The sequence below is a fragment of the Pseudomonas sp. St386 genome (assembly GCF_018325865.1).
GTDB classification, from domain to species: Bacteria; Pseudomonadota; Gammaproteobacteria; order Pseudomonadales; family Pseudomonadaceae; genus Aquipseudomonas; species Aquipseudomonas brassicacearum.
In genome coordinates this window covers 2,123,588-2,143,720 of record NZ_AP021900.1, presented here as the reverse complement: position 1 = coordinate 2,143,720, position 20,133 = coordinate 2,123,588, and the positions used below count along the sequence as shown (strand labels likewise).

The following is a 20,133-nucleotide window of genomic DNA, read 5'->3' as shown; positions in this document are numbered from 1 at the left end:
GCGTTTTAACAGGCGGCGTTTTTGCACGAGCCTGCCTATAATCCCGTCGGCACTCACGGAACAGAGTCAGCCAACGGCTTGCACCCTCCTACGCATGAACCTGCATGGATACAAAACGTGTTCTTTGCGCGACCTGGCGGCGTCATAGACGCGGCGGCCACTTTCGCCCAAAGCTCTACCGTCTAAAAGGATGTTATATGCCCGCTTTACCTTGGCCCTACCTGGCCATGCTCGCCATCGGCTATGGCCTGGCCCTGGCTTACGGTCAGTTGGCCTGGACCGCCCTCATCTCAGTCGCGCTATTGCTGTTCGCCGGGTATGCCGTTCGCCAGCAACCCATGCCAATCGGCCGGTTTCTCGGTCACATTCTATTTGTGGTAATGGCCCTGGCGTTGGCCTTGCATTGGATGCCCGGCTTCTTCAACGGGCGGGTGATCCCCGCTCAACGCTTGACCGACGACGCCGCGCCATTTGCCATGTACCTCAACCAGGACAAGCCCCTGATCGGATTCTGGCTGCTGCTGGCCTGCCCCTGGATCGTCGGTCGGCGCTCGTTGCGCCTGTCGGTCTATGCCACGGCCCTGGGTCTGGCGCTGAGCGCGGTGCTGGCCCTCGGCGGGGCGATGCTGCTGGGCATGATCCACTGGGCACCAAAGTGGCCGGAGCACGCCTGGCTGTGGGTGCTCAATAATCTTTTATTGGTGACGCTCGTGGAGGAAGCGCTGTTTCGCGGCTACATTCAGGGAGGCTTGAGCCAGCGCTTCAAACACCTGAGTTACGGCGACAACCTGGCGCTGCTCCTGACCTCGCTGCTGTTCGGCCTGGTACACGCTGGCGCAGGTTGGCAATGGGTGCTGCTGTCGGGCCTGGCGGGGGTCGGCTACGGCCTGGCATATCGTTTTGGCGGCCTGGGTGCGGCGATTGCCACGCATTTTCTCCTCAATCTGCTTCATTTCGCCCTATTTACCTACCCGATGCTGGCGTGATAGCGACAGGCAAAAATAACTTCAATTTAAACCTGACACCGCCGACAACCTTTCATAGCCTTTCAAAGCCTTGCGGATCTACACACATGCGTAACAACCAACCCGTCACACAACGCGAAAGGACCTTCCCGGCCCAGCAACGATTGATTTCGACCACCGACGCCAAGGGCGTGATCACCTACTGCAACGACGCATTCGTTGACATCAGCGGGTATTCGAAGGAAGAACTGATTCGTTCGCCGCACAATCTCGTGCGCCATCCCGACGTCCCATCCGCGGTGTTCGCACACATGTGGGGTACGCTGAAACAAGGCTTGCCATGGATGGGCATCGTCAAGAATCGCAGCAAGAACGGCGACCATTACTGGGTCAACGCCTATGTCACGCCTGTGTTCGAGGGCAATCAGGTGGTCGGCTACGAATCGGTGCGGGTCAAGCCCTCCGCCGAACAGATCGCCCGGGCCGAAGCGCTTTATCAACGCATCAACCAAGGCAAGTCCGCGGTTCCGGGCAGCGACAAATGGGTGCCCATGCTGCAGGACTGGCTACCGTTTATCCTGGTCAGCCAGTTGAGTTTCGTCGTCGGCGCGTTCCTGGATTCCTCCTGGGGCTTTGCCCTGGCGGCCGTGCTGGCGGTGCCCTTGGGGCTGATGGGCCTGCAATGGCAGCAACGCGGGATCAAGCGCCTGCTGCGCCTGGCCGAACAGACCACGTCCGACCCGCTGATCGCCCGGATGTACACCGACAGCCGCGGCGTCCAGGCACGCCTGGAGATGTCGATCCTCAGCCAGGAGGCGCGCCTGAAAACCTGCCTGACCCGCCTGCAGGACACCGCCGAGCACCTTAACGACCAGGCTCGCCAGTCCAACACCCTGGCCCATGACAGTTCCAGCGGTCTGGAGCGCCAGCGGGTGGAAACCGAACAGGTCGCCACGGCCGTCAACCAGATGGCCGCAACGACCCAGGAAGTCGCCAGCCACGTGCAGCGCACCGCCGATGCCACCCAGGAAGCCAACCGCCTGACCAGCCGCGGCCGCGACATCGCCGGCGAAACCCGCGAAGCCATCGAGCGCCTGTCGGTGGTGGTCGGCGAAACCGGGCAGACCGTGACCCAGTTGGCCAAGGACAGCGACGAGATCGGTGGCGTGGTAGACGTGATCAAAGGCATCGCCGACCAGACCAACCTGCTGGCCCTCAACGCCGCCATCGAAGCGGCCCGTGCCGGGGAGATGGGCCGTGGTTTTGCCGTGGTGGCTGACGAAGTGCGGCAACTGGCACAACGCACCAGCGAATCCACCGGGCAGATCCACGCCCTGATCGCCAAGCTCCAGCAGACCGCCACCAACGCCGTGCAGACCATGGACGCTGGCCATCGCCAGGCCGAAGAAGGCGTGGCCCGGGTCATGGAAGCGGACGAGGCGCTGGTGGGGATCAGCGAAGCGGTGGCCCACATCACCGACATGACCACCCAGATCGCCGCCGCCACCGAGGAGCAAAGCTCAGTGGCCGAGGAGATCAGCCGCAACATCAGCAACATCTCGGCTCTCGCCGACCAGACCTCTGGCCAGGCTCACAGCTCGGCGCTGCTGAGCGAAGAGCTGACCCGCACGGCCAACACGCAGTATTCGTTGGTGGAGCGGTTTAATCGCTGATAGATGTTGGCTTGATCAAAAAACCCGGACAGCGAAAGCTTCCGGGTTTTTTGTTGCCTGATAGATCGCTATCGCGAGCAAGCTCGCGATAAGGCCGGCAACAGCATCATCATTTCTGAAGAAGAAACCCGGCCACTCTCTGCGCCGCCGCCTCCAGATGCTGCTCATGACTGAACCCCGAAGCCTTCAGCGGCTTGAGGTCATGATCCCCCGCCACCAACCACAACACCTCGATGCTCGGTGACAAGGTGTAGCCCTGCACCGCCTCCCGATTGCCCAGCGCATCGCGCTCGCCCTGGACGATCATGGTCCGGGTTTTCAACGCCGCCAGGTGCTCGACCCGTGGTTTCTCCGGCTTGCCCACCGCATAGAAGGGATACCCCAGGCACACCAGCGCATCGGCGCCCAACTCATCGGCCAGCAGGCTCGCCATGCGCCCGCCCATGGACTTGCCCCCCACCGCCAGCCGCCCAGCGACATAAGGCCGCACCGTGGTGTACACCTCCCGCCAGCATTCCAGCAGCTTAGGTGCCGGGTTGGGCGGACGCTTGCCCCCGTCCTGGCGCCGTTGGGCCATGTAGGGAAACTCGAAACGCAACACGTTGACACCATGCGCGGCAAGGCGCGCGGCCATTTCCTCCATAAAGCCACTGTCCATTGGCGCACCGGCACCATGGGCCAGGATCAGGGTTGGCGCCTTGGCGCCAGCGACCGATTGTCCGGCTGTCCATAACCAGCCATGTTCGGCTACACATCGCGCCCATTGATCCCCGTCAATACTGGCCTTGTGCTGTTTGTCCATGCTGACCTCGCTTTTAGTCTGCCTATAACTCCAGGCGAAGAACGCCGCACTGCCTTGCGCAGGCGCTCACTTCGGCTGAACCGTGGATGGGGAACCATGAACACTTCTATCAGTACCGCCTACAACTACAAGGTGGTCCGCCAATTCGCCATTATGACGGTGGTGTGGGGCATCGTCGGCATGGGGCTCGGGGTTTTTCTCGCCGCCCAATTGGTCTGGCCACAACTCAACTTCGATTTGCCATGGACCAGCTTCGGCCGCCTGCGCCCACTGCACACCAACGCAGTGATCTTCGCTTTCGGCGGTTGCGCCCTGTTCGCCAGTTCGTTCTATTCGGTGCAACGCACCTGCCAGACGCAGCTGTTCGCGCCGAAAATCGCCGCGTTCTGCTTCTGGGGATGGCAACTGGTGATCCTGCTGGCGGCCATCAGCCTGCCACTGGGCTACACCAGTTCCAAGGAATACGCCGAGCTGGAATGGCCGATCGACATCCTGATCACCATCGTCTGGGTGGCCTACGCCATCGTGTTCTTCGGCACCGTGGCCAAGCGCAACACCAAGCACATCTACGTCGGTAACTGGTTCTTCGGCGGGTTCATCCTGACCGTGGCGATCCTGCACATCGTCAACAACCTGGAACTGCCAGTGAGCTTCACCAAGTCCTACTCGGTGTACGCCGGGGCCACGGACGCGATGGTGCAATGGTGGTACGGCCACAACGCCGTGGGCTTCTTCCTCACCGCAGGCTTCCTGGGGATGATGTACTACTTCGTGCCGAAGCAGGCCGAGCGCCCGGTGTATTCCTATCGCTTGTCCATCGTGCACTTCTGGGCGCTGATCACCCTGTACATCTGGGCAGGTCCCCACCACCTGCACTACACCGCGCTGCCGGACTGGGCACAGTCGCTGGGCATGGTGATGTCGCTGATCCTGCTGGCGCCAAGCTGGGGCGGCATGATCAACGGCATGATGACCCTGTCGGGGGCCTGGCATAAGCTGCGCAGCGACCCGATCCTGCGGTTCCTGGTGGTGTCCCTGGCGTTCTACGGCATGTCGACCTTCGAAGGTCCGATGATGGCGATCAAGACCGTCAACGCCCTCTCCCACTACACCGACTGGACCATCGGCCACGTACATGCCGGCGCGCTCGGCTGGGTGGCAATGATTTCCATCGGCGCGCTGTACCACATGATCCCGAAAGTCTTCGGCCGGCCACAGATGCACAGCATCGGCCTGATCAACGCGCACTTCTGGCTCGCAACCATCGGCACCGTGCTCTACATCGCCTCGATGTGGGTCAACGGCATCGCCCAGGGCCTGATGTGGCGTGCGGTGAACGAGGACGGCACGCTCACCTACTCCTTCGTCGAAACCCTGGTGGCCAGCCACCCAGGCTTCGTCGTGCGGCTGGCGGGCGGGTCGATCTTCCTCCTCGGCATGCTGCTGATGGCCTACAACACCTGGCGCACCGTGCGGGCCTACCAGCCTGCCGAAGCCGCCGCTGCCGCGCAGATGGCCTGAGGAGTCCACCATGAAACACGAAACAATCGAAAAAAACGTCGGCCTGCTGATGCTGCTGATGGTCCTGGCCGTGAGCATTGGCGGCCTGACCCAGATCGTGCCGCTGTTCTTCCAGGACGTGACCAATAAACCGGTAGACGGCATGAAGCCCTACACCGCCCTGCAACTGGAAGGCCGCGACATCTACATCCGTGAAGGCTGCGTCGGCTGCCACTCGCAGATGATCCGTCCGTTCCGCGCCGAGACCGAGCGCTACGGCCACTACTCCGTCGCCGGCGAAAGCGTCTGGGACCATCCATTCCTGTGGGGCTCCAAGCGCACCGGGCCGGACCTGGCACGGGTCGGCGCGCGCTACTCCGATGATTGGCACCGCGCCCACTTGTACAACCCGCGCAACGTCGTGCCCGAGTCGAAAATGCCGGCCTACCCGTGGCTCGTGACCCACGCGGTAGACAGCAGCCACACCGAAGGCAAGCTGCGCGCCATGCGCACCCTGGGCGTGCCGTATACCGATGACGACATCGCAGGCGCGACGGCCTCGCTCAAGGGCAAGACCGAAATGGACGCGCTGGTGGCCTACCTGCAAGTGCTCGGCACTGCCATCAAGAGCAAGAGGTGAGCCATGGTTCTTGAAATGAGTACTGGAATGATCCGCGGCCTGGGCACGGTCGTGGTGTTCATCGCCTTCATCGGCCTGACCCTGTGGGTATTCAGCAGCAAACGTCGTCCAGAGTTCGCCGAAGCGCGCCTGCTGCCGTTCGCCGACGAGCCACCTGCCGACATCGCCACCCCCCAAGACCCTGCAACAAGGAGTACCCGGCCATGACCACCTTCTGGAGTACGTGGATCTGCGTACTGACCATCGGCAGCCTCATCGGCCTGACTTGGTTGCTGATCGGCACTCGCAAGGGCGAGACCAAGGGCAGCGTCGACCAGACCATGGGCCACAGCTTCGACGGCATCGAGGAGTACGACAACCCGCTGCCGCAGTGGTGGTTCCTGTTGTTCGCCGGCACCCTGGTGTTTTCCGTCGGCTACCTGGTCCTCTATCCGGGCCTGGGCAACTGGAAAGGCATCCTGCCAGGCTACGAGAACGGCTGGACCGGCGCCCATGAATGGGAAAAGGAAATGGCCAAGGCCGACGCCAAGTTCGGGCCGATCTTCGCCAAATTCGCCGCCATGCCCGTGGAGGAAGTGGCCAAGGACCCACAAGCCTTGAAGATGGGTGGCCGCCTGTTCGCCTCCAACTGCTCGGTCTGCCACGGTTCGGACGCCAAGGGTGCCTTCGGCTTCCCGAACCTGGTCGACAGCAACTGGCGCTGGGGCGGCGCTGCCGACACCATCAAGACCACCATCATGGGCGGCCGCATGGCGGCGATGCCGGCCTGGGGTGAAGTGCTGGGAGAGGCCGGGGTCAAGAACGTGGCCGCGTACGTACGCCACGATTTGGCCGGTCTGCCTCTGCCGGCGGACAGTGGTGCCGACCTGCAAGCCGGCCAACAGGCCTTCAGCACCACCTGTGTCGCCTGCCACGGCGCCAACGGCCAGGGAACCGAAGCCATGGGCGCGCCGAACCTGACGAAACCGGCCGGCTTCATCTACGGCACCAGCCTGGCACAGTTGCAGCAGACCATTCGCCATGGTCGCCAGGGCCACATGCCAGCGCAGAATGAGTTGCTGGGCAATGACAAGGTGCAGCTGCTGGCCGCCTACGTCTACAGTCTGTCCCACACCGCCGGTGCCGAGCGCCTGCAAGCCGAACACAAAAGCGAATAAATCTTGACCGCGTGAACAGCCGCATCCGTCTGGATGCGGCTGCTCCGTGTCCCTGCGCGACGCATTGTCGCACCCTCCCATAGTCTTTCTTTCGGTTCCCCGGAATCGGGTCTAAGCTTGCCTTTGCGTGCGCTGGCGACTGCCGGTTTCAGGTCGACCCGACCCGATGCGTTCGACAATCGTTCGTCAAAAAGGCCGCAAAGGCAGGTGAATACCGGCTGTTGCGACAGTTGCCTGGCATCACCCGAACGCTGTGTTTGAACACACCCCGTTACAACCGACCTGACCCCCTCGCCTCATTCCTTCGTTGCGACATTTTGCCGTGGGCCATTTTTGTCCCTACAAGGAACATGGAAAGGCCGCAGAATCAGCTTTGGAAAGCATTGACCCAGGTCATGGCGCGTTGCAATGACCCCCCGCTTTCTCCATACTTGCGACCGATTTTTATCCTAATAAAACACCCAAACCGTGGAACCTTAGAATGAGCACAGCAATCAGTCCGACTGCTTATAACTATAAGGTAGTCCGCCAGTTCGCCATCATGACGGTGGTCTGGGGGATCCTTGGCATGGGGCTCGGTGTCTTCATCGCCTCGCAACTGGTCTGGCCGGAGTTGAACTTCGATCTGCCATGGACGACATTTGGACGCCTGCGCCCGCTGCACACCAACCTGGTGATCTTCGCCTTCGGTGGTTGTGCATTGTTTGCCACTTCTTACTACGTCGTGCAGCGAACCTGCCAAACGCGACTGATCTCCGACAGCCTCGCCGCCTTCACCTTCTGGGGCTGGCAAGCGGTCATCGTCGGTGCGATCGTGACCTTGCCACTGGGTTACACCACCACCAAGGAATACGCTGAGCTGGAATGGCCCCTGGCTATCCTGCTGGCCATCGTCTGGGTGACCTACGGTCTGGTGTTCTTCGGCACCATCGTCAAGCGCAAGACCAAGCACATCTACGTCGGTAACTGGTTCTACGGTGCGTTCATCGTCGTGACAGCCATGCTGCACATCGTCAACCACGCTTCCCTGCCGGTCAGCTTCTTCAAGTCGTACTCGGCCTATTCGGGCGCGACGGATGCGATGATCCAGTGGTGGTACGGCCACAACGCCGTAGGCTTCTTCCTGACCACGGGCTTCCTGGGGATGATGTACTACTTCGTGCCGAAACAGGCCGAGCGTCCGATCTATTCCTATCGCCTGTCCATCGTCCACTTCTGGGCGCTGATCACCCTGTACATCTGGGCCGGTCCCCACCACCTGCACTACACCGCACTGCCAGACTGGGCGCAGTCCCTGGGCATGGCGATGTCGATCATCCTGCTGGCGCCAAGCTGGGGCGGCATGATCAACGGCATGATGACCCTGTCGGGCGCCTGGCATAAGCTGCGCACCGACCCGATCCTGCGGTTCCTGGTTGTGTCGCTGGCGTTCTACGGCATGTCGACCTTCGAAGGCCCGATGATGGCGATCAAGACCGTCAACTCCCTGAGCCACTACACCGACTGGACCATCGGCCACGTACACGCTGGTGCGCTCGGCTGGGTTGCGATGATTTCCATCGGCGCCATCTACCACATGATCCCGAAACTGTTCGGTCGTGCGCAGATGCACAGCACCGGCCTGATCAACGCGCACTTCTGGCTCGCGACCATCGGCACCGTGCTCTACATCGCCTCGATGTGGGTCAACGGCATCACCCAAGGCCTGATGTGGCGTGCGATCAACGACGACGGCACCCTGACCTACTCGTTCGTCGAAGCCCTGCAAGCCAGCCACCCGGGCTATATCGTCCGAGCCCTGGGCGGCGCGTTCTTCGCCAGCGGCATGCTGTTCATGGCCTACAACGTGTACCGCACCGTTCGTGCCTCTGACCCGGCTGAAGCTGAAGCCGCCGCCAAGATCGCCGTAGTTGGAGCTCACTGATGAAGCACGAAGCAGTAGAGAAGAATATCGGCCTGCTGGCCTTCTTCATGGTCATCGCCGTGAGCATCGGCGGCCTGACCCAGATCGTTCCGCTGTTCTTCCAGGACGTGACCAACAAGCCGGTCGAAGGCATGAAGCCACGTACCGCCCTTGAACTGGAAGGCCGTGACATCTATATCGCCAACGGTTGTGTCGGCTGCCACTCGCAGATGATCCGTCCGTTCCGCGCCGAAACCGAACGCTATGGCCACTATTCGGTCGCCGGTGAAAGCGTCTGGGACCACCCATTCCTGTGGGGTTCCAAGCGTACCGGTCCGGACCTGGCCCGCGTTGGCGGCCGCTACTCCGACGACTGGCACCGTGCGCACTTGTACAACCCGCGCAACGTAGTGCCTGAGTCGAAAATGCCGGCCTACCCGTTCCTCGTAGAAAACAAGCTCGACGGCAAAGACACCGCCAAGAAAATGGAAGTCCTGCGCACCCTGGGCGTGCCTTACACCGACGAAGACATCGCCGGTGCCAAGGATGCCGTCAAGGGCAAGACTGAAATGGACGCGCTGGTGGCCTATCTGCAAGGCCTGGGCACCATCATCAAAAGCAAACGGTGATTCTTTATGGATATCGGGATGATTCGCGGCCTGGGCACCGTCGTCGTGATGGTGGCCTTCATCGGTCTGGCCCTGTGGGTGTTCAGCCCCAAGCGCAAGTCGGAGTTTGACGACGCGACCTTGCTGCCGTTCGCGGATGATCCCGAAGCCATCAAGCACGTCGAGCAAGCTTCTAGGAGTAACAAAGAATGACTACATTCTGGAGTCTGTACGTCACAGTCCTCAGCCTGGGAACGATCTTCTCCCTGACCTGGCTGCTGCTGTCGACCCGCAAGGGCCAGCGCGCCGAGCAGACGGACGAGACCGTCGGCCACTCGTTCGACGGGATCGAGGAGTACGACAACCCACTGCCGAAATGGTGGTTCATGCTGTTCGTGGGCACCATCGTGTTCGCCCTCGGTTACCTGGTGCTCTACCCTGGCCTGGGCAACTGGAAAGGCCTGCTGCCAGGCTATAACTACCTGGACACCGAAAAGCAGACCGCCTTCGCCAACGGCCAGACCGGCTGGACAGGTGTTCACGAGTGGGAAAAGGAAATGGCTCGCTCGGACGCCAAGTTCGGTCCGATCTTCGCCAAGTTCGCCTCCATGCCGATCGAAGAAGTCGCCAAGGACCCGCAAGCCCTGAAGATGGGTGGCCGCCTGTTCGCCTCCAACTGCTCGGTTTGCCATGGTTCCGACGCCAAGGGTGCCTATGGCTTCCCCAACCTGACCGACGCCGACTGGCGCTGGGGCGGTGAGCCGGAAACCATCAAGACCACCATCATGGGCGGTCGTCACGCCGTGATGCCGGGCTGGGCTGCCGTGGTTGGCGAGCAAGGCGTCGCTGACGTGGCTTCCTACCTGGTGACCAGCCTGCACGGCCGCAAACTGCCGGAAGGCGCCAAGGCCGATCCGGCCAACGGCCAGAAACTGTTCGCGGCCAACTGCGTGGCCTGCCATGGCCCAGCCGGCAAAGGCACGCCCGCCATGGGCGCACCTGACCTGACGCACCCTGCGGCGTTCATCTACGGTTCGAGCTTCGCTCAACTGCAGCAGACCATCCGCTACGGCCGCCAGGGCCAGATGCCTGCCCAGGCTGACCTGCAAGGCAACGACAAGGTCCACTTGCTGGCCGCCTATGTCTATAGCCTGTCTCATGGCGAAAAGGCTCCGGCCGCTGACGCCCAGTAAGACGAGTAGCTGATACACCAAAGGCCCCGCCAATCTGATTGGCGGGGCCTTTTTGTTACCGGCCGAAAACCTGGGTAAATCTGTTTCGCCTGTCGGCCACCCGCCCCGGTAGCAACATGCCTACATCGGCGTGGCAGTGCTCGACCCGTGGGTTGGCTGATGCATATTCGGCAGTCATCACAAGATGCCCTTCGGCTCGCCAACGCCACAGAAAGTCTATAGTCAATTGATCTGAGTCATGACTTGTTACATCCGCTACACCATTCTATGCAGACCCCCAACGCGACCAAAGGTCGCACCCTTGGGCTAGAGCGACAGGCGTATCATTGCGCCACCGCAACACCCTTTCTGACCGTGGTCGGCACGTACTGGCCCCGGCACTTTTCCACTGCCGTGGGATGCATTCGATGAGTAACCAGATTCCGGTACATGACGTCACCCCGCCTGCCAAGGACGCGAACAAAAGCGTCGACCTGTATGCCTCTCGGGAAAAAATCTACACCCGCGCCTTCACTGGCCTGTTCCGCAACCTGCGAATGGCTGGCGGCGCGCTATTGTTCCTGCTGTATTTCGGTACGGTCTGGCTGAACTGGGGTGGTCATCAGGCCGTCTGGTGGAACTTGCCAGAGCGCAAATTCTTTATTTTCGGCGCCACCTTCTGGCCCCAGGATTTCATCCTGCTCTCGGGGATGTTGATCATTGCCGCCTTTGGCCTGTTTTTCATCACGGTCTATGCCGGACGAGTGTGGTGTGGCTATACCTGCCCACAGAGCGTGTGGACCTGGATCTTCATGTGGTGCGAAAAAGTCACCGAAGGCGACCGCAACCAGCGCATCAAGCTCGACAAGGCCCCCATGGGCGCCAACAAATTCCTGCGCAAGCTCGCCAAGCACAGCCTGTGGCTGCTGATAGGTTTCGTCACCGGCATGACCTTTGTCGGTTACTTCACGCCAATCCGCGAACTGGTGTTCGAGTTCTTTACCGGCCAGGCCGATGGCTGGTCGTATTTCTGGGTGGGTTTCTTCACCCTCGCCACCTACGGCAACGCTGGCTGGCTGCGTGAGCAAGTGTGTATCTACATGTGCCCTTACGCACGCTTCCAGAGCGTGATGTTCGACAAGGACACCTTGATCGTTTCCTACGACCCGCGTCGTGGCGAAAGCCGTGGCCCGCGCAAGAAGGGCGTTGACTACAAAGCCCTGGGCCTGGGGGATTGCATCGACTGCACCATGTGCGTCCAGGTCTGCCCTACCGGTATCGACATCCGCGACGGCCTGCAGATCGAGTGCATCGGCTGCGCGGCCTGTATCGATGCCTGCGACAACATCATGGACAAAATGGATTATCCACGCGGCCTGATCAGCTACACCACCGAACACAACCTTTCGGGGCAGAAAACCCATAAACTGCGCCCGCGCCTGATCGGCTATGCCTTGGTGCTGCTGACCATGATGAGCCTGTTGGCGGCGGCGTTCTTCATGCGCTCGCTGGTGGGTTTCGACGTCAGCAAGGACCGCGTGCTCTACCGTGAAAACGCCGAAGGCCGGATCGAGAACGTCTACAGCCTGAAGATCATGAACAAAGACCAACGCGACCACACGTATGTCCTGGAAGCCGCCGGCCTACCCGACCTCAAGCTGCAAGGCCGGCGGGAAATCAAGGTCGCGGCCGGCGAGATCTACAGCCAGCCGGTCGAGCTGTCCAGCGCACCGGAACAACTGCCATCGAGCACCAACGAGGTGACCTTCATCCTCAAGGATGCCGATGACGAAAGCGTACATGTCGAAGCCAAGAGCCGGTTCATCGGCCCACAAACTCGTTGAGAGAACTGAACATGCCTGCAGCAACCGCCTCCAGCCCTTGGTACAAGCACCTCTGGCCGTGGATCATCATCGCGATCCTGACCTGTTCGGTGACACTGAGCCTGACGATGGTGACCATTGCGGTGAAGAACCCGGACAACCTGGTCAACGACAACTATTACGAAGCCGGCAAGGGTATCAACCGCTCGCTGGAGCGCGAATTGCTGGCCCAGACCCTGCAACTGCGTGCCAACGTGCAACTGGACGAGCTCACCGGTGAAGTGAACCTGCGCCTGAACGGCAACAGCCGTCCCCAGACCCTGGAACTGAGCCTGATCTCGCCGACCCAGCCGGAGAAGGACCGCAAGATCGTCCTGACCCGCAACGACAGTGAACCGGGGCGCTACGTCGGCCAGTTGACCGACAAGGTCGAAGGCCGGCGCTTTGTCGAATTGCTGGGTGTGGAGAACGACAAGACCTGGCGCCTGTTCGAAGAAGAACAGATCAATCACGGCCAGGACCTCTTGCTTGGCGATGAACCGCTGCAAGGCGCTGAAGACCTGAAGAAATAAACGACGGCGCTTCTGATCGTTCCCACGCTCCGCGTGGAAACGCGGCCCGGGACGCTCTGCGTCCCTTCTAAGCGTGACGCGGAGCGTCACAGGATGCATTCCCACGCAGAGCGTGGGAACGATCATTGGACAACGTTCTGTGAACACGCAATGACCACTCCACAGCCCTGCTACCACTGCGCCCTGCCCGTCCCCCCGGGCAGTCGCTTCACCGCCGTTGTCCTCGGTGAAACCCGCGAGCTGTGCTGCCCGGGCTGCCAGGCGGTGGCCGAGGCCATTGTCGCCGGAGGCCTGGAAAGTTATTACCAGCATCGCAGCGAAGCGTCGGCCAATCCCGAATCCCTGCCCGTCCAGTTGACCGATGAACTGGCGCTCTACGATCGCCCTGACGTACAGCAATCATTCGTGCGCCATGAAGGCGAACTGGCCGAAACCACCCTGTTGATGGAAGGCATCAGTTGCGCCGCCTGCGGCTGGCTGATTGAAAAACAATTACGCAGCCTGCCGGCCGTGGCCGAAGCGCGATTGAACCTGTCCAATCATCGCCTGCATGTACGTTGGGCCGACGCTCAACTACCGCTGAGCACGCTGCTCGCCGAATTGCGCCAGATCGGCTACGTAGCGCACCCGTACCAGGCCGACCAGGCCTGTGAACAACTCGCCGCACAAAACCGCCTGGCCCTGCGCCAATTGGGCGTGGCCGGTCTGTTGTGGTTCCAGGCGATGATGGCGACCATGGCCACCTGGCCAGAATTCAACATCGACCTGAGCCCGGAGATGCACACCATCCTGCGCTGGGTTGCCCTGTTCCTCACCACGCCCATCGTCTTCTATAGCTGCGCGCCGTTCTTCAAAGGCGCCATGCGCGACCTGCGCACCCGCCACCTGACCATGGACGTTTCCGTGTCCCTGGCCATCGGCAGTGCCTACGTTGCCGGGATCTGGACGTCGATCACCGGGGTCGGCGAGTTGTACTTCGATGCCGTTGGCATGTTCGCCCTGTTCCTGCTGGCCGGCCGTTACCTGGAACGCCGGGCTCGGGAACGCACGGCTGCCGCCACCGCCCAACTGGTCAATCTGTTGCCGGCCTCGTGCCTGCGCCTGGAGGATAACGGCCAGAGTGAACGCATCCTGCTCAGCGAATTGCGCACCGGTGACCGGGTGCTGGTGCATCCCGGGGCAGTCCTGCCGGCCGATGGCAAGATCCTGGATGGCCAGTCCAGCATCGACGAATCGCTGCTGACCGGTGAATACCTGCCACAACCTCGCCAGGTGGGCGACGCGGTCACCGCCGGCACGCTGAACGTCGAAGGGGCCTTGACGGTCGAGGTGCTGGCCCTCGGGCAAGACACCCGGTTGTCCGCCATCGTGCGGCTGCTGGAGCGGGCCCAGGCCGAGAAGCCGCGACTGGCGGAAATCGCCGACCGCGCCGCCCAATGGTTCTTGCTGTTCTCCTTGGTCGCCGCTGCCGTCATCGGGCTGGTGTGGTGGCAACTGGACGCTTCGCGCGCGTTCTGGATCGTCCTGGCGATGCTCGTCGCCACCTGCCCTTGCGCGTTGTCACTCGCCACGCCGACCGCCCTCACCGCCGCTACCGGCACCTTGCACAAGCTCGGCCTGCTGCTGACGCGCGGGCATGTGCTGGAAGGCCTGAACCAGATCGATACGGTGATTTTCGACAAGACCGGTACCCTCACCGAAGGCCGCCTGGCGTTGCGCGCCATTCGGCCATTGGCGGCCCTCGACAGTGATCAATGCCTGGGCTTGGCCGCTGCCCTGGAGAACCGCTCGGAACACCCCATCGCCCGCGCCTTCGGCCGCGCGCCATTGGCCGCCGAACAGGTGCAAAGCACCCCCGGGCTGGGGCTGGAAGGCCTCGTGGCGGAACAGCACCTGCGCATCGGTCAGCCGGGTTTTGTCTGCGAACTGAGTGGCGCCGCGGTACCGCAAATGCCGGACGAACCCGGGCAATGGCTGTTGCTGGGCGATGAGATCGGGCCCTTGGCCTGGTTCGTCCTCGATGACCGCTTGCGCGTCGATGCCCCGGCGCTGCTGGCGGCCTGCAAGGCACGGGGCTGGCGGACGCTGCTGTTGTCGGGTGACAGTTCGCCCATGGTTGCCAGCGTCGCCGCCGAACTGGGCATCGATGAGGCTCGCGGCGGCCTGCGCCCGGACGACAAACTGGCCGTGTTGCAGCAGTTGCATCAACAGGGCCGCAAGGTGCTGATGCTCGGCGATGGGGTGAACGACGTGCCCGTGCTGGCGGCAGCGGACATCAGTGTCGCCATGGGCTCGGCCACCGACCTGGCCAAGACCAGCGCCGACGCGGTGCTGCTGTCCAACCGCCTCGACGCCCTGATCCACGCCTTCAGTCTGGCTCGACGCACCCGCCGGGTGATCATTGAGAACCTGGTGTGGGCAGGGTTGTACAATGGCCTCATGTTGCCGTTCGCCGCCCTTGGCTGGATTACCCCGGTGTGGGCGGCGGTCGGCATGTCCATCAGTTCGTTGACCGTGGTGTTGAATGCGCTGAGGCTGACACGTCAGCCCAAGACGCAGGTTTTCGACGCCACGCCCGATACCCGCCCGCTGCCGGCCTGAGCCGCGCGGGCATGGAGTTCCGACATGCCAGCTCTCTACGTGATGATCCCGGCCGCGCTGCTGATCGTGGCCATCGCCGTGTACATTTTCTTCTGGGCCGTGGACAGCGGCCAGTACGACGACCTCGACGGTCCGGCCCACAGCATTCTGTTCGACGATCAGGACCCGAACCACAAGGCAGCGGTGGACGAAGCCAGCGGCGAAGCCCGCAAGCCGGACGACAAGGCCCCGCCCCATGCTTGACCTGGCACCCCTGTTGGTTTCTGCGGTCATCCTTGGCCTGCTCGGCGGTGGACACTGCCTGGGCATGTGCGGCGGCCTGATGGGCGCCCTGACCCTGGCGATTCCCAAGGAACAGCGCAGCCGCCGCTTCCGGTTGCTGCTGGCGTACAACCTGGGACGGATCCTGAGCTACGCCACCGCCGGGTTGCTGATCGGCCTGGCCGGTTGGGCCGTGTCCAACAGCCCGGCAGCGATGATCATGCGGGTGCTGGCCGGCTTGCTGTTGATTGCCATGGGCCTGTACCTGGCGGGCTGGTGGAGCGGCCTGACTCGCATCGAAGGTGTGGGGCGTGGCTTGTGGCGACACATCCAGCCCGTCGCCAACCGTTTGCTGCCGGTGTCGAGCCTGCCTCGGGCCTTGCTGCTCGGCGCGCTGTGGGGCTGGCTACCGTGCGGCCTGGTCTACAGCACCCTGCTCTGGTCCGCCAGCCAAGGCAATGCACTGGACAGCGCGCTGCTGATGCTCGCCTTCGGCCTGGGCACCTGGCCGGTGCTGCTCGCCACGGGCCTGGCCGCCGAACGCGTCACCGCCCTGCTGCGCAAACGCAGCGTGCGCATGGCCGGTGGTTTGTTGGTGATTATTTTCGGGGTATGGACACTGCCGGGGCCGCATCAACATTGGCTCATGGGGCACTGACCGAGTTGCCCCAATCGCGAGCAAGCTCGCTCCCACATGGAAAGTCTCCTGTGGGAGCGAGCTTGCTCGCGATGAGGCCTGCATCGACAACTCCGATGCCCTGTTGACGCAAATCAAAACGGCCACGCCCACGCGCCCCTAGACTCGCCCCATGCCAGTCTATCCGGGGAATGCCCGCATGCTCGACACCATTTGTTGGGACTCAAATCTTATCCGCCGTTACGACCTGGCGGGACCACGCTACACCTCGTACCCCACGGCGGCGCAGTTCGGCAGCCAGGTGGGTACCTTCGACCTGCTCCACGCCCTGCGCGACAGCCGCAAGGCCCTGCGGCCGCTGTCGCTGTACGTGCACATACCGTTCTGCGCGAACATTTGCTACTACTGCGCCTGCAACAAGGTCATCACCAAGGACCGCGGCCGCGCCCACGCCTACCTGCAACGCCTGGAACAGGAAATCCAACTGATCGGCTGCCACCTGGACCCCACCCAGCGCGTAGAACAGTTGCACTTTGGCGGCGGTACCCCGACGTTCCTCAGCCACGATGAGCTGCGCCAACTGATGGCCAAGCTGCGCCAGCACCTGAACCTGCTGGACGACGATTCTGGCGACTACGGCATCGAAATCGACCCCAGGGAAGCCGACTGGTCGACCATGGGCCTGTTGCGCGAACTGGGTTTCAACCGGGTCAGTATCGGCCTGCAAGACCTTGATCCAGCGGTGCAGCGGGCCGTCAATCGCCTGCAAAGCCTCGAGGAAACCCGCGCAGTGGTCGAAGCCGCCCGGACCTTGCAATTCCGCTCGATCAACATTGACCTGATCTACGGCCTGCCCAAGCAGACCCCGGAAAACTTCGCCCGCACCGTCCAGGAAGTCATCCACCTGCAACCGGACCGGCTCTCGGTGTTCAACTACGCCCACCTGCCGGAACGCTTCATGCCCCAGCGGCGCATCAACAGCCAGGACTTGCCGACCCCGGAGCAGAAACTGGCGATGCTGCAAGGCACCATCGAACAACTGACCGCCGCCGGCTACCGCTACGTCGGCATGGACCACTTCGCCCTGCCCGACGACGAACTGGCAATCGCTCAGGAGGAGGCCACGTTGCAGCGCAACTTCCAGGGCTACACCACCCATGGCCATTGCGACCTGATCGGCCTTGGCGTGTCAGCCATCAGCCAGATCGGCGATTTGTATTGCCAGAACAGCAGTGACCTGAACCATTACCAGAACACCCTCGCCGACGGGCAACTGGCGACCAGTCGCGGGCTGATCTGCAATGCCGACGACCGGTTGCGGCGCGCGGTGATCCAGCAGTTGATCTGTCATTTCCACCTGCCCTTCGCCGAGATCGAGCAAACCTTCAACATCGACTTTCGTGGTTACTTCGCGCCGCAATGGCCGCAATTGCAGGCCATGGCCGCGGATGGGCTGATCGAGCTGGATGACACCCATATCCGGGTATTGCCCGCCGGGCGCCTGCTGGTGCGATCCGTGTGCATGGTATTCGATGCCTACTTGGACCAGCACAATCGCCAACGCTTCTCCCGAGTCATTTGAGCGCGACAATTTGACGACGACATCGCACTGGCCGGAGTGCCATCTCTGGGGTACCCTTACGCCTTATGCGTGATTTCCCACAAGGATTTAAGAAATGTCCGAGCCAGTCAAACTGCGCGCCCACAACCAGGCCCATTGCAAGGATTGCAGCCTGGCCCCCCTCTGCCTGCCGCTTTCGCTGAACCTGGAGGACATGGACGCGCTGGATGACATCGTTAAACGGGGCCGCCCGTTGAAAAAAGGTGAATTCCTGTTTCGCCAGGGCGATACCTTCGATTCGGTCTATGCGGTGCGCTCGGGCGCCTTGAAGACCTTCAACCTGAGCGATGGCGGCGAAGAACAGCTCACCGGCTTCCACCTGCCCAGCGAACTGGTGGGCCTGTCCGGCATGGACACCGAGTCCCATCCGGTCTCGGCCCAGGCGCTGGAAACCACCTCGGTGTGCGAAATCCCCTTCGATCGCCTGGACGAGCTGGCCATACAGCTGCCGCAACTGCGCCGCCAGTTGATGCGGGTCATGAGCCGGGAAATCCGTGACGATCAGCAAATGATGCTGCTGCTTTCGAAAAAAACCGCCGACGAGCGTATCGCCACGTTCCTGGTCAACCTCTCGGCACGCTTCCGCGCCCGTGGGTTCTCGGCCAACCAGTTCCGCTTGAGCATGTCGCGCAACGAAATCGGCAATTACCTGGGCCTGGCGGTGGAAACCGTGTCCAGGGTCTTCACCCGCTTCCAGCAGAACGAGTTGATTGCCGCCGAAGGCAAGGAAATTCACATTCTCGACCCGATCCAGCTCTGCGCCCTGGCCGGCGGCTCGATCGAAGGCTGATGGCCGCGCGCGGCTGAGGGATGTTCCCAGCCGCGCTATACTGCCGCGTTTGCAGCTCAGCCAGGACACCTCCACGATGGTCTTTGACTCCTTCGATATCAAATCCCTGATCCGCCCCGTGATCGATTTCCCCAAGCCCGGCGTGATCTTTCGCGACATTACCCCCCTGTTCCAATCCCCGACCGCCCTGCGACTGGTCATGGACAGTTTCGCCCACCGGTATGTCGAGGCCGAGTTCACTCACATCGGCGCGATGGATGCGCGGGGTTTCCTGATTGGCTCGATCCTGGCCTACCAGCTGAACAAGCCGCTGATCTTGTTCCGCAAGCAAGGCAAGCTGCCGGCCGATGTGCTGGCCGAGGGTTACCAGACCGAATACGGCGAAGCCTTCCTTGAAGTGCATGCCGACAGCTTGTGCGAGGGTGATTCGGTGGTGATGTTCGATGACCTGATTGCCACTGGCGGCACGCTGATCGCCGCCGCCAACCTGATCCGCCGCATGGGCGCCAAGGTCCACGAAGCCGCGGCGATCATCGACCTGCCGGAGCTGCTCGGCTCCCAGCGCCTGGAAGACATGGGGATTCCCACGTTCTGCCTGACGCAGTTCTCGCTCAGCGAAAAATAATCCTCGGCAACGAAACACAACCCCTGTGGGAGCGAGCCTGCTCGCGATAGCGATGTGTCAGCCAGCATAGATATTGGCTGATCTACCGCTATCGCGAGCAAGCTCGCTCCCACAAGGGATTGGTTGCTGTTACAACGCGATCGGCTTGCGCCCCGCAAACGAATGCGCCAGTGTCCCGCCATCCACCAACTCAAGCTCCCCACCCAGCGGCACGCCGTGGGCGATGCGCGAGGCGATCAGGCCTTTGTTGTTGAGCAGTTGGGCGATGTAATGGGCGGTGGCTTCGCCTTCGACCGTCGGGTTCGTAGCGAGGATGACTTCCGTGAACGTACCCGCTTCTTCGATCCGCGCGATCAACTGCGGAATGCCGATGGCTTCAGGCCCCAAGCCGTCGAGCGGTGACAAATGGCCCTTGAGCACGAAATAACGGCCACGAAAACCGGTCTGCTCTACCGCATACACATCCATCGGCCCTTCCACCACGCAGAGCAGGCTGTCGTCCCGACGCGGGTCGGCACATTGCGGGCAGAGGTCGTCTTCGGTGAGGGTGCGGCACAAACGGCAATGCCCTACGCCTTCCATGGCCTGGCTCAGGGCCTGGGCCAGGCGCGAACCGCCGCTGCGATCACGCTCGAGCAATTGCAACGCCATGCGCTGGGCAGTTTTCTGACCTACACCCGGCAACGTTCGCAGGGCATCGATCAGTTGGCGAATCAAAGGGCTGAAGCTCATGGAGGAAATGTCCGACATAACAACGAGACGCGGTTTATACCCGTGCCTCCG

General features: G+C 62.1%; 20 protein-coding genes. 18 read left to right on the top strand and 2 right to left on the bottom strand.

The window, feature by feature from the left end:
• The first annotated feature begins 197 nt into the window (after window positions 1-197).
• Both KI235_RS09435 and KI235_RS09430 read left to right on the top strand, forming a co-directional pair.
• The gene (locus tag KI235_RS09435; RefSeq protein ID WP_013692618.1) at window positions 198-986 is read left to right on the top strand and encodes a CPBP family intramembrane glutamic endopeptidase; all 789 of its coding nucleotides are present in this window, start codon (window positions 198-200) and stop codon (window positions 984-986) included.
• Window positions 987-1,072: 86 nt separating this feature from the next.
• The gene (locus KI235_RS09430) at window positions 1,073-2,638 is read left to right on the top strand and encodes a PAS domain-containing methyl-accepting chemotaxis protein (RefSeq protein ID WP_003199618.1); all 1,566 of its coding nucleotides are present in this window, start codon (window positions 1,073-1,075) and stop codon (window positions 2,636-2,638) included.
• A gap of 109 nt (window positions 2,639-2,747) precedes the next feature.
• Here KI235_RS09430 and KI235_RS09425 read toward each other — a convergent pair whose 3' ends face one another.
• A complete protein-coding gene (locus KI235_RS09425; protein WP_003199616.1) occupies window positions 2,748-3,440 on the bottom strand; it encodes an alpha/beta family hydrolase in 693 nt (230 codons plus the stop codon).
• 96 nt (window positions 3,441-3,536) lie between these two features.
• On the opposite strand from KI235_RS09425, the gene ccoN (KI235_RS09420) reads away from it, so the two are divergent.
• The 16 genes from ccoN (KI235_RS09420) to KI235_RS09345 all read left to right on the top strand — a co-directional run bounded on the left by ccoN (KI235_RS09420) (window position 3,537) and on the right by KI235_RS09345 (window position 19,350).
• On the top strand, window positions 3,537-4,961 hold the full coding sequence (gene ccoN / locus KI235_RS09420) for a cytochrome-c oxidase, cbb3-type subunit I (RefSeq protein ID WP_003199614.1): 1,425 nt from the start codon (window positions 3,537-3,539) through the stop codon (window positions 4,959-4,961).
• 10 nt (window positions 4,962-4,971) lie between these two features.
• Window positions 4,972-5,580 (top strand): cytochrome-c oxidase, cbb3-type subunit II, encoded by a 609-nt coding sequence (ccoO, locus tag KI235_RS09415; RefSeq protein WP_003199612.1) that lies wholly within the window; start codon window positions 4,972-4,974, stop codon window positions 5,578-5,580.
• Between the two features lie 3 nt (window positions 5,581-5,583).
• On the top strand, window positions 5,584-5,787 hold the full coding sequence (locus tag KI235_RS09410; RefSeq protein WP_003199610.1) for a cbb3-type cytochrome c oxidase subunit 3: 204 nt from the start codon (window positions 5,584-5,586) through the stop codon (window positions 5,785-5,787).
• The gene (gene ccoP, locus KI235_RS09405; RefSeq protein ID WP_003199609.1) at window positions 5,784-6,737 is read left to right on the top strand and encodes a cytochrome-c oxidase, cbb3-type subunit III; all 954 of its coding nucleotides are present in this window, start codon (window positions 5,784-5,786) and stop codon (window positions 6,735-6,737) included. The genes KI235_RS09410 and ccoP (KI235_RS09405) overlap by 4 nt, the downstream gene beginning before the upstream one ends.
• Before the next feature lie 481 nt (window positions 6,738-7,218).
• Window positions 7,219-8,661, top strand: a complete 1,443-nt coding sequence (gene ccoN / locus KI235_RS09400) for a cytochrome-c oxidase, cbb3-type subunit I (protein WP_003199607.1) — start codon at window positions 7,219-7,221, stop codon at window positions 8,659-8,661.
• Complete coding sequence (gene ccoO / locus KI235_RS09395; protein WP_003199605.1) at window positions 8,661-9,269, top strand: cytochrome-c oxidase, cbb3-type subunit II; 609 nt, start codon at window positions 8,661-8,663, stop codon at window positions 9,267-9,269. Before ccoN (KI235_RS09400) ends, ccoO (KI235_RS09395) begins: the two co-directional genes overlap by 1 nt.
• A gap of 6 nt (window positions 9,270-9,275) precedes the next feature.
• Window positions 9,276-9,461, top strand: coding sequence for a CcoQ/FixQ family Cbb3-type cytochrome c oxidase assembly chaperone (locus tag KI235_RS09390; protein WP_003183474.1), 186 nt, complete (start codon window positions 9,276-9,278; stop codon window positions 9,459-9,461).
• Window positions 9,458-10,441 (top strand): cytochrome-c oxidase, cbb3-type subunit III, encoded by a 984-nt coding sequence (ccoP, locus tag KI235_RS09385; protein WP_003199603.1) that lies wholly within the window; start codon window positions 9,458-9,460, stop codon window positions 10,439-10,441. The genes KI235_RS09390 and ccoP (KI235_RS09385) overlap by 4 nt, the downstream gene beginning before the upstream one ends.
• 407 nt (window positions 10,442-10,848) lie before the next feature.
• Window positions 10,849-12,264, top strand: coding sequence for a cytochrome c oxidase accessory protein CcoG (gene ccoG, locus KI235_RS09380; protein WP_003199601.1), 1,416 nt, complete (start codon window positions 10,849-10,851; stop codon window positions 12,262-12,264).
• An 11-nt stretch (window positions 12,265-12,275) separates the two neighbouring features.
• Window positions 12,276-12,815 carry a FixH family protein gene (locus KI235_RS09375; RefSeq protein ID WP_003199599.1) on the top strand — a complete coding sequence of 180 codons (540 nt, stop codon included), beginning with the start codon at window positions 12,276-12,278 and terminating at the stop codon, window positions 12,813-12,815.
• Window positions 12,816-12,965: 150 nt separating this feature from the next.
• Entirely contained in the window at window positions 12,966-15,416 is a 2,451-nt protein-coding gene (locus tag KI235_RS09370) for a heavy metal translocating P-type ATPase (protein WP_003199596.1), read from the top strand.
• Window positions 15,417-15,440: 24 nt separating this feature from the next.
• Window positions 15,441-15,659: a cbb3-type cytochrome oxidase assembly protein CcoS gene (gene ccoS, locus KI235_RS09365; RefSeq protein WP_003183505.1), complete on the top strand. Its 219-nt coding sequence runs from the start codon at window positions 15,441-15,443 to the stop codon at window positions 15,657-15,659.
• Entirely contained in the window at window positions 15,652-16,335 is a 684-nt protein-coding gene (locus KI235_RS09360) for a sulfite exporter TauE/SafE family protein (protein ID WP_013692616.1), read from the top strand. Before ccoS ends, KI235_RS09360 begins: the two co-directional genes overlap by 8 nt.
• 178 nt (window positions 16,336-16,513) lie before the next feature.
• Complete coding sequence (gene hemN / locus KI235_RS09355) at window positions 16,514-17,896, top strand: oxygen-independent coproporphyrinogen III oxidase (RefSeq protein ID WP_027912674.1); 1,383 nt, start codon at window positions 16,514-16,516, stop codon at window positions 17,894-17,896.
• Window positions 17,897-17,990: 94 nt separating this feature from the next.
• Entirely contained in the window at window positions 17,991-18,725 is a 735-nt protein-coding gene (gene fnr, locus KI235_RS09350) for a fumarate/nitrate reduction transcriptional regulator Fnr (RefSeq protein WP_003199588.1), read from the top strand.
• Window positions 18,726-18,801: 76 nt separating this feature from the next.
• Window positions 18,802-19,350, top strand: a complete 549-nt coding sequence (locus tag KI235_RS09345) for an adenine phosphoribosyltransferase (RefSeq protein WP_003199587.1) — start codon at window positions 18,802-18,804, stop codon at window positions 19,348-19,350.
• A 129-nt stretch (window positions 19,351-19,479) separates the two neighbouring features.
• Here KI235_RS09345 and recR read toward each other — a convergent pair whose 3' ends face one another.
• Window positions 19,480-20,082, bottom strand: a complete 603-nt coding sequence (recR, locus tag KI235_RS09340) for a recombination mediator RecR (protein WP_003199585.1) — start codon at window positions 20,080-20,082, stop codon at window positions 19,480-19,482.
• Between the last annotated feature and the right edge of the window lie 51 nt (window positions 20,083-20,133).

Coding starts and splice junctions, on each gene's coding strand:
- KI235_RS09435 (WP_013692618.1), top strand. CDS start 198: ATGCCCGCTTTACCTTGGCCCTACCTGGCCATGCTCGCCATCGGCTAT.
- KI235_RS09430 (WP_003199618.1), top strand. CDS start 1,073: ATGCGTAACAACCAACCCGTCACACAACGCGAAAGGACCTTCCCGGCC.
- KI235_RS09425 (WP_003199616.1), bottom strand. CDS start 3,440: ATGGACAAACAGCACAAGGCCAGTATTGACGGGGATCAATGGGCGCGA.
- ccoN (WP_003199614.1), top strand. CDS start 3,537: ATGAACACTTCTATCAGTACCGCCTACAACTACAAGGTGGTCCGCCAA.
- ccoO (WP_003199612.1), top strand. CDS start 4,972: ATGAAACACGAAACAATCGAAAAAAACGTCGGCCTGCTGATGCTGCTG.
- KI235_RS09410 (WP_003199610.1), top strand. CDS start 5,584: ATGGTTCTTGAAATGAGTACTGGAATGATCCGCGGCCTGGGCACGGTC.
- ccoP (WP_003199609.1), top strand. CDS start 5,784: ATGACCACCTTCTGGAGTACGTGGATCTGCGTACTGACCATCGGCAGC.
- ccoN (WP_003199607.1), top strand. CDS start 7,219: ATGAGCACAGCAATCAGTCCGACTGCTTATAACTATAAGGTAGTCCGC.
- ccoO (WP_003199605.1), top strand. CDS start 8,661: ATGAAGCACGAAGCAGTAGAGAAGAATATCGGCCTGCTGGCCTTCTTC.
- KI235_RS09390 (WP_003183474.1), top strand. CDS start 9,276: ATGGATATCGGGATGATTCGCGGCCTGGGCACCGTCGTCGTGATGGTG.
- ccoP (WP_003199603.1), top strand. CDS start 9,458: ATGACTACATTCTGGAGTCTGTACGTCACAGTCCTCAGCCTGGGAACG.
- ccoG (WP_003199601.1), top strand. CDS start 10,849: ATGAGTAACCAGATTCCGGTACATGACGTCACCCCGCCTGCCAAGGAC.
- KI235_RS09375 (WP_003199599.1), top strand. CDS start 12,276: ATGCCTGCAGCAACCGCCTCCAGCCCTTGGTACAAGCACCTCTGGCCG.
- KI235_RS09370 (WP_003199596.1), top strand. CDS start 12,966: ATGACCACTCCACAGCCCTGCTACCACTGCGCCCTGCCCGTCCCCCCG.
- ccoS (WP_003183505.1), top strand. CDS start 15,441: ATGCCAGCTCTCTACGTGATGATCCCGGCCGCGCTGCTGATCGTGGCC.
- KI235_RS09360 (WP_013692616.1), top strand. CDS start 15,652: ATGCTTGACCTGGCACCCCTGTTGGTTTCTGCGGTCATCCTTGGCCTG.
- hemN (WP_027912674.1), top strand. CDS start 16,514: ATGCTCGACACCATTTGTTGGGACTCAAATCTTATCCGCCGTTACGAC.
- fnr (WP_003199588.1), top strand. CDS start 17,991: ATGTCCGAGCCAGTCAAACTGCGCGCCCACAACCAGGCCCATTGCAAG.
- KI235_RS09345 (WP_003199587.1), top strand. CDS start 18,802: ATGGTCTTTGACTCCTTCGATATCAAATCCCTGATCCGCCCCGTGATC.
- recR (WP_003199585.1), bottom strand. CDS start 20,082: ATGAGCTTCAGCCCTTTGATTCGCCAACTGATCGATGCCCTGCGAACG.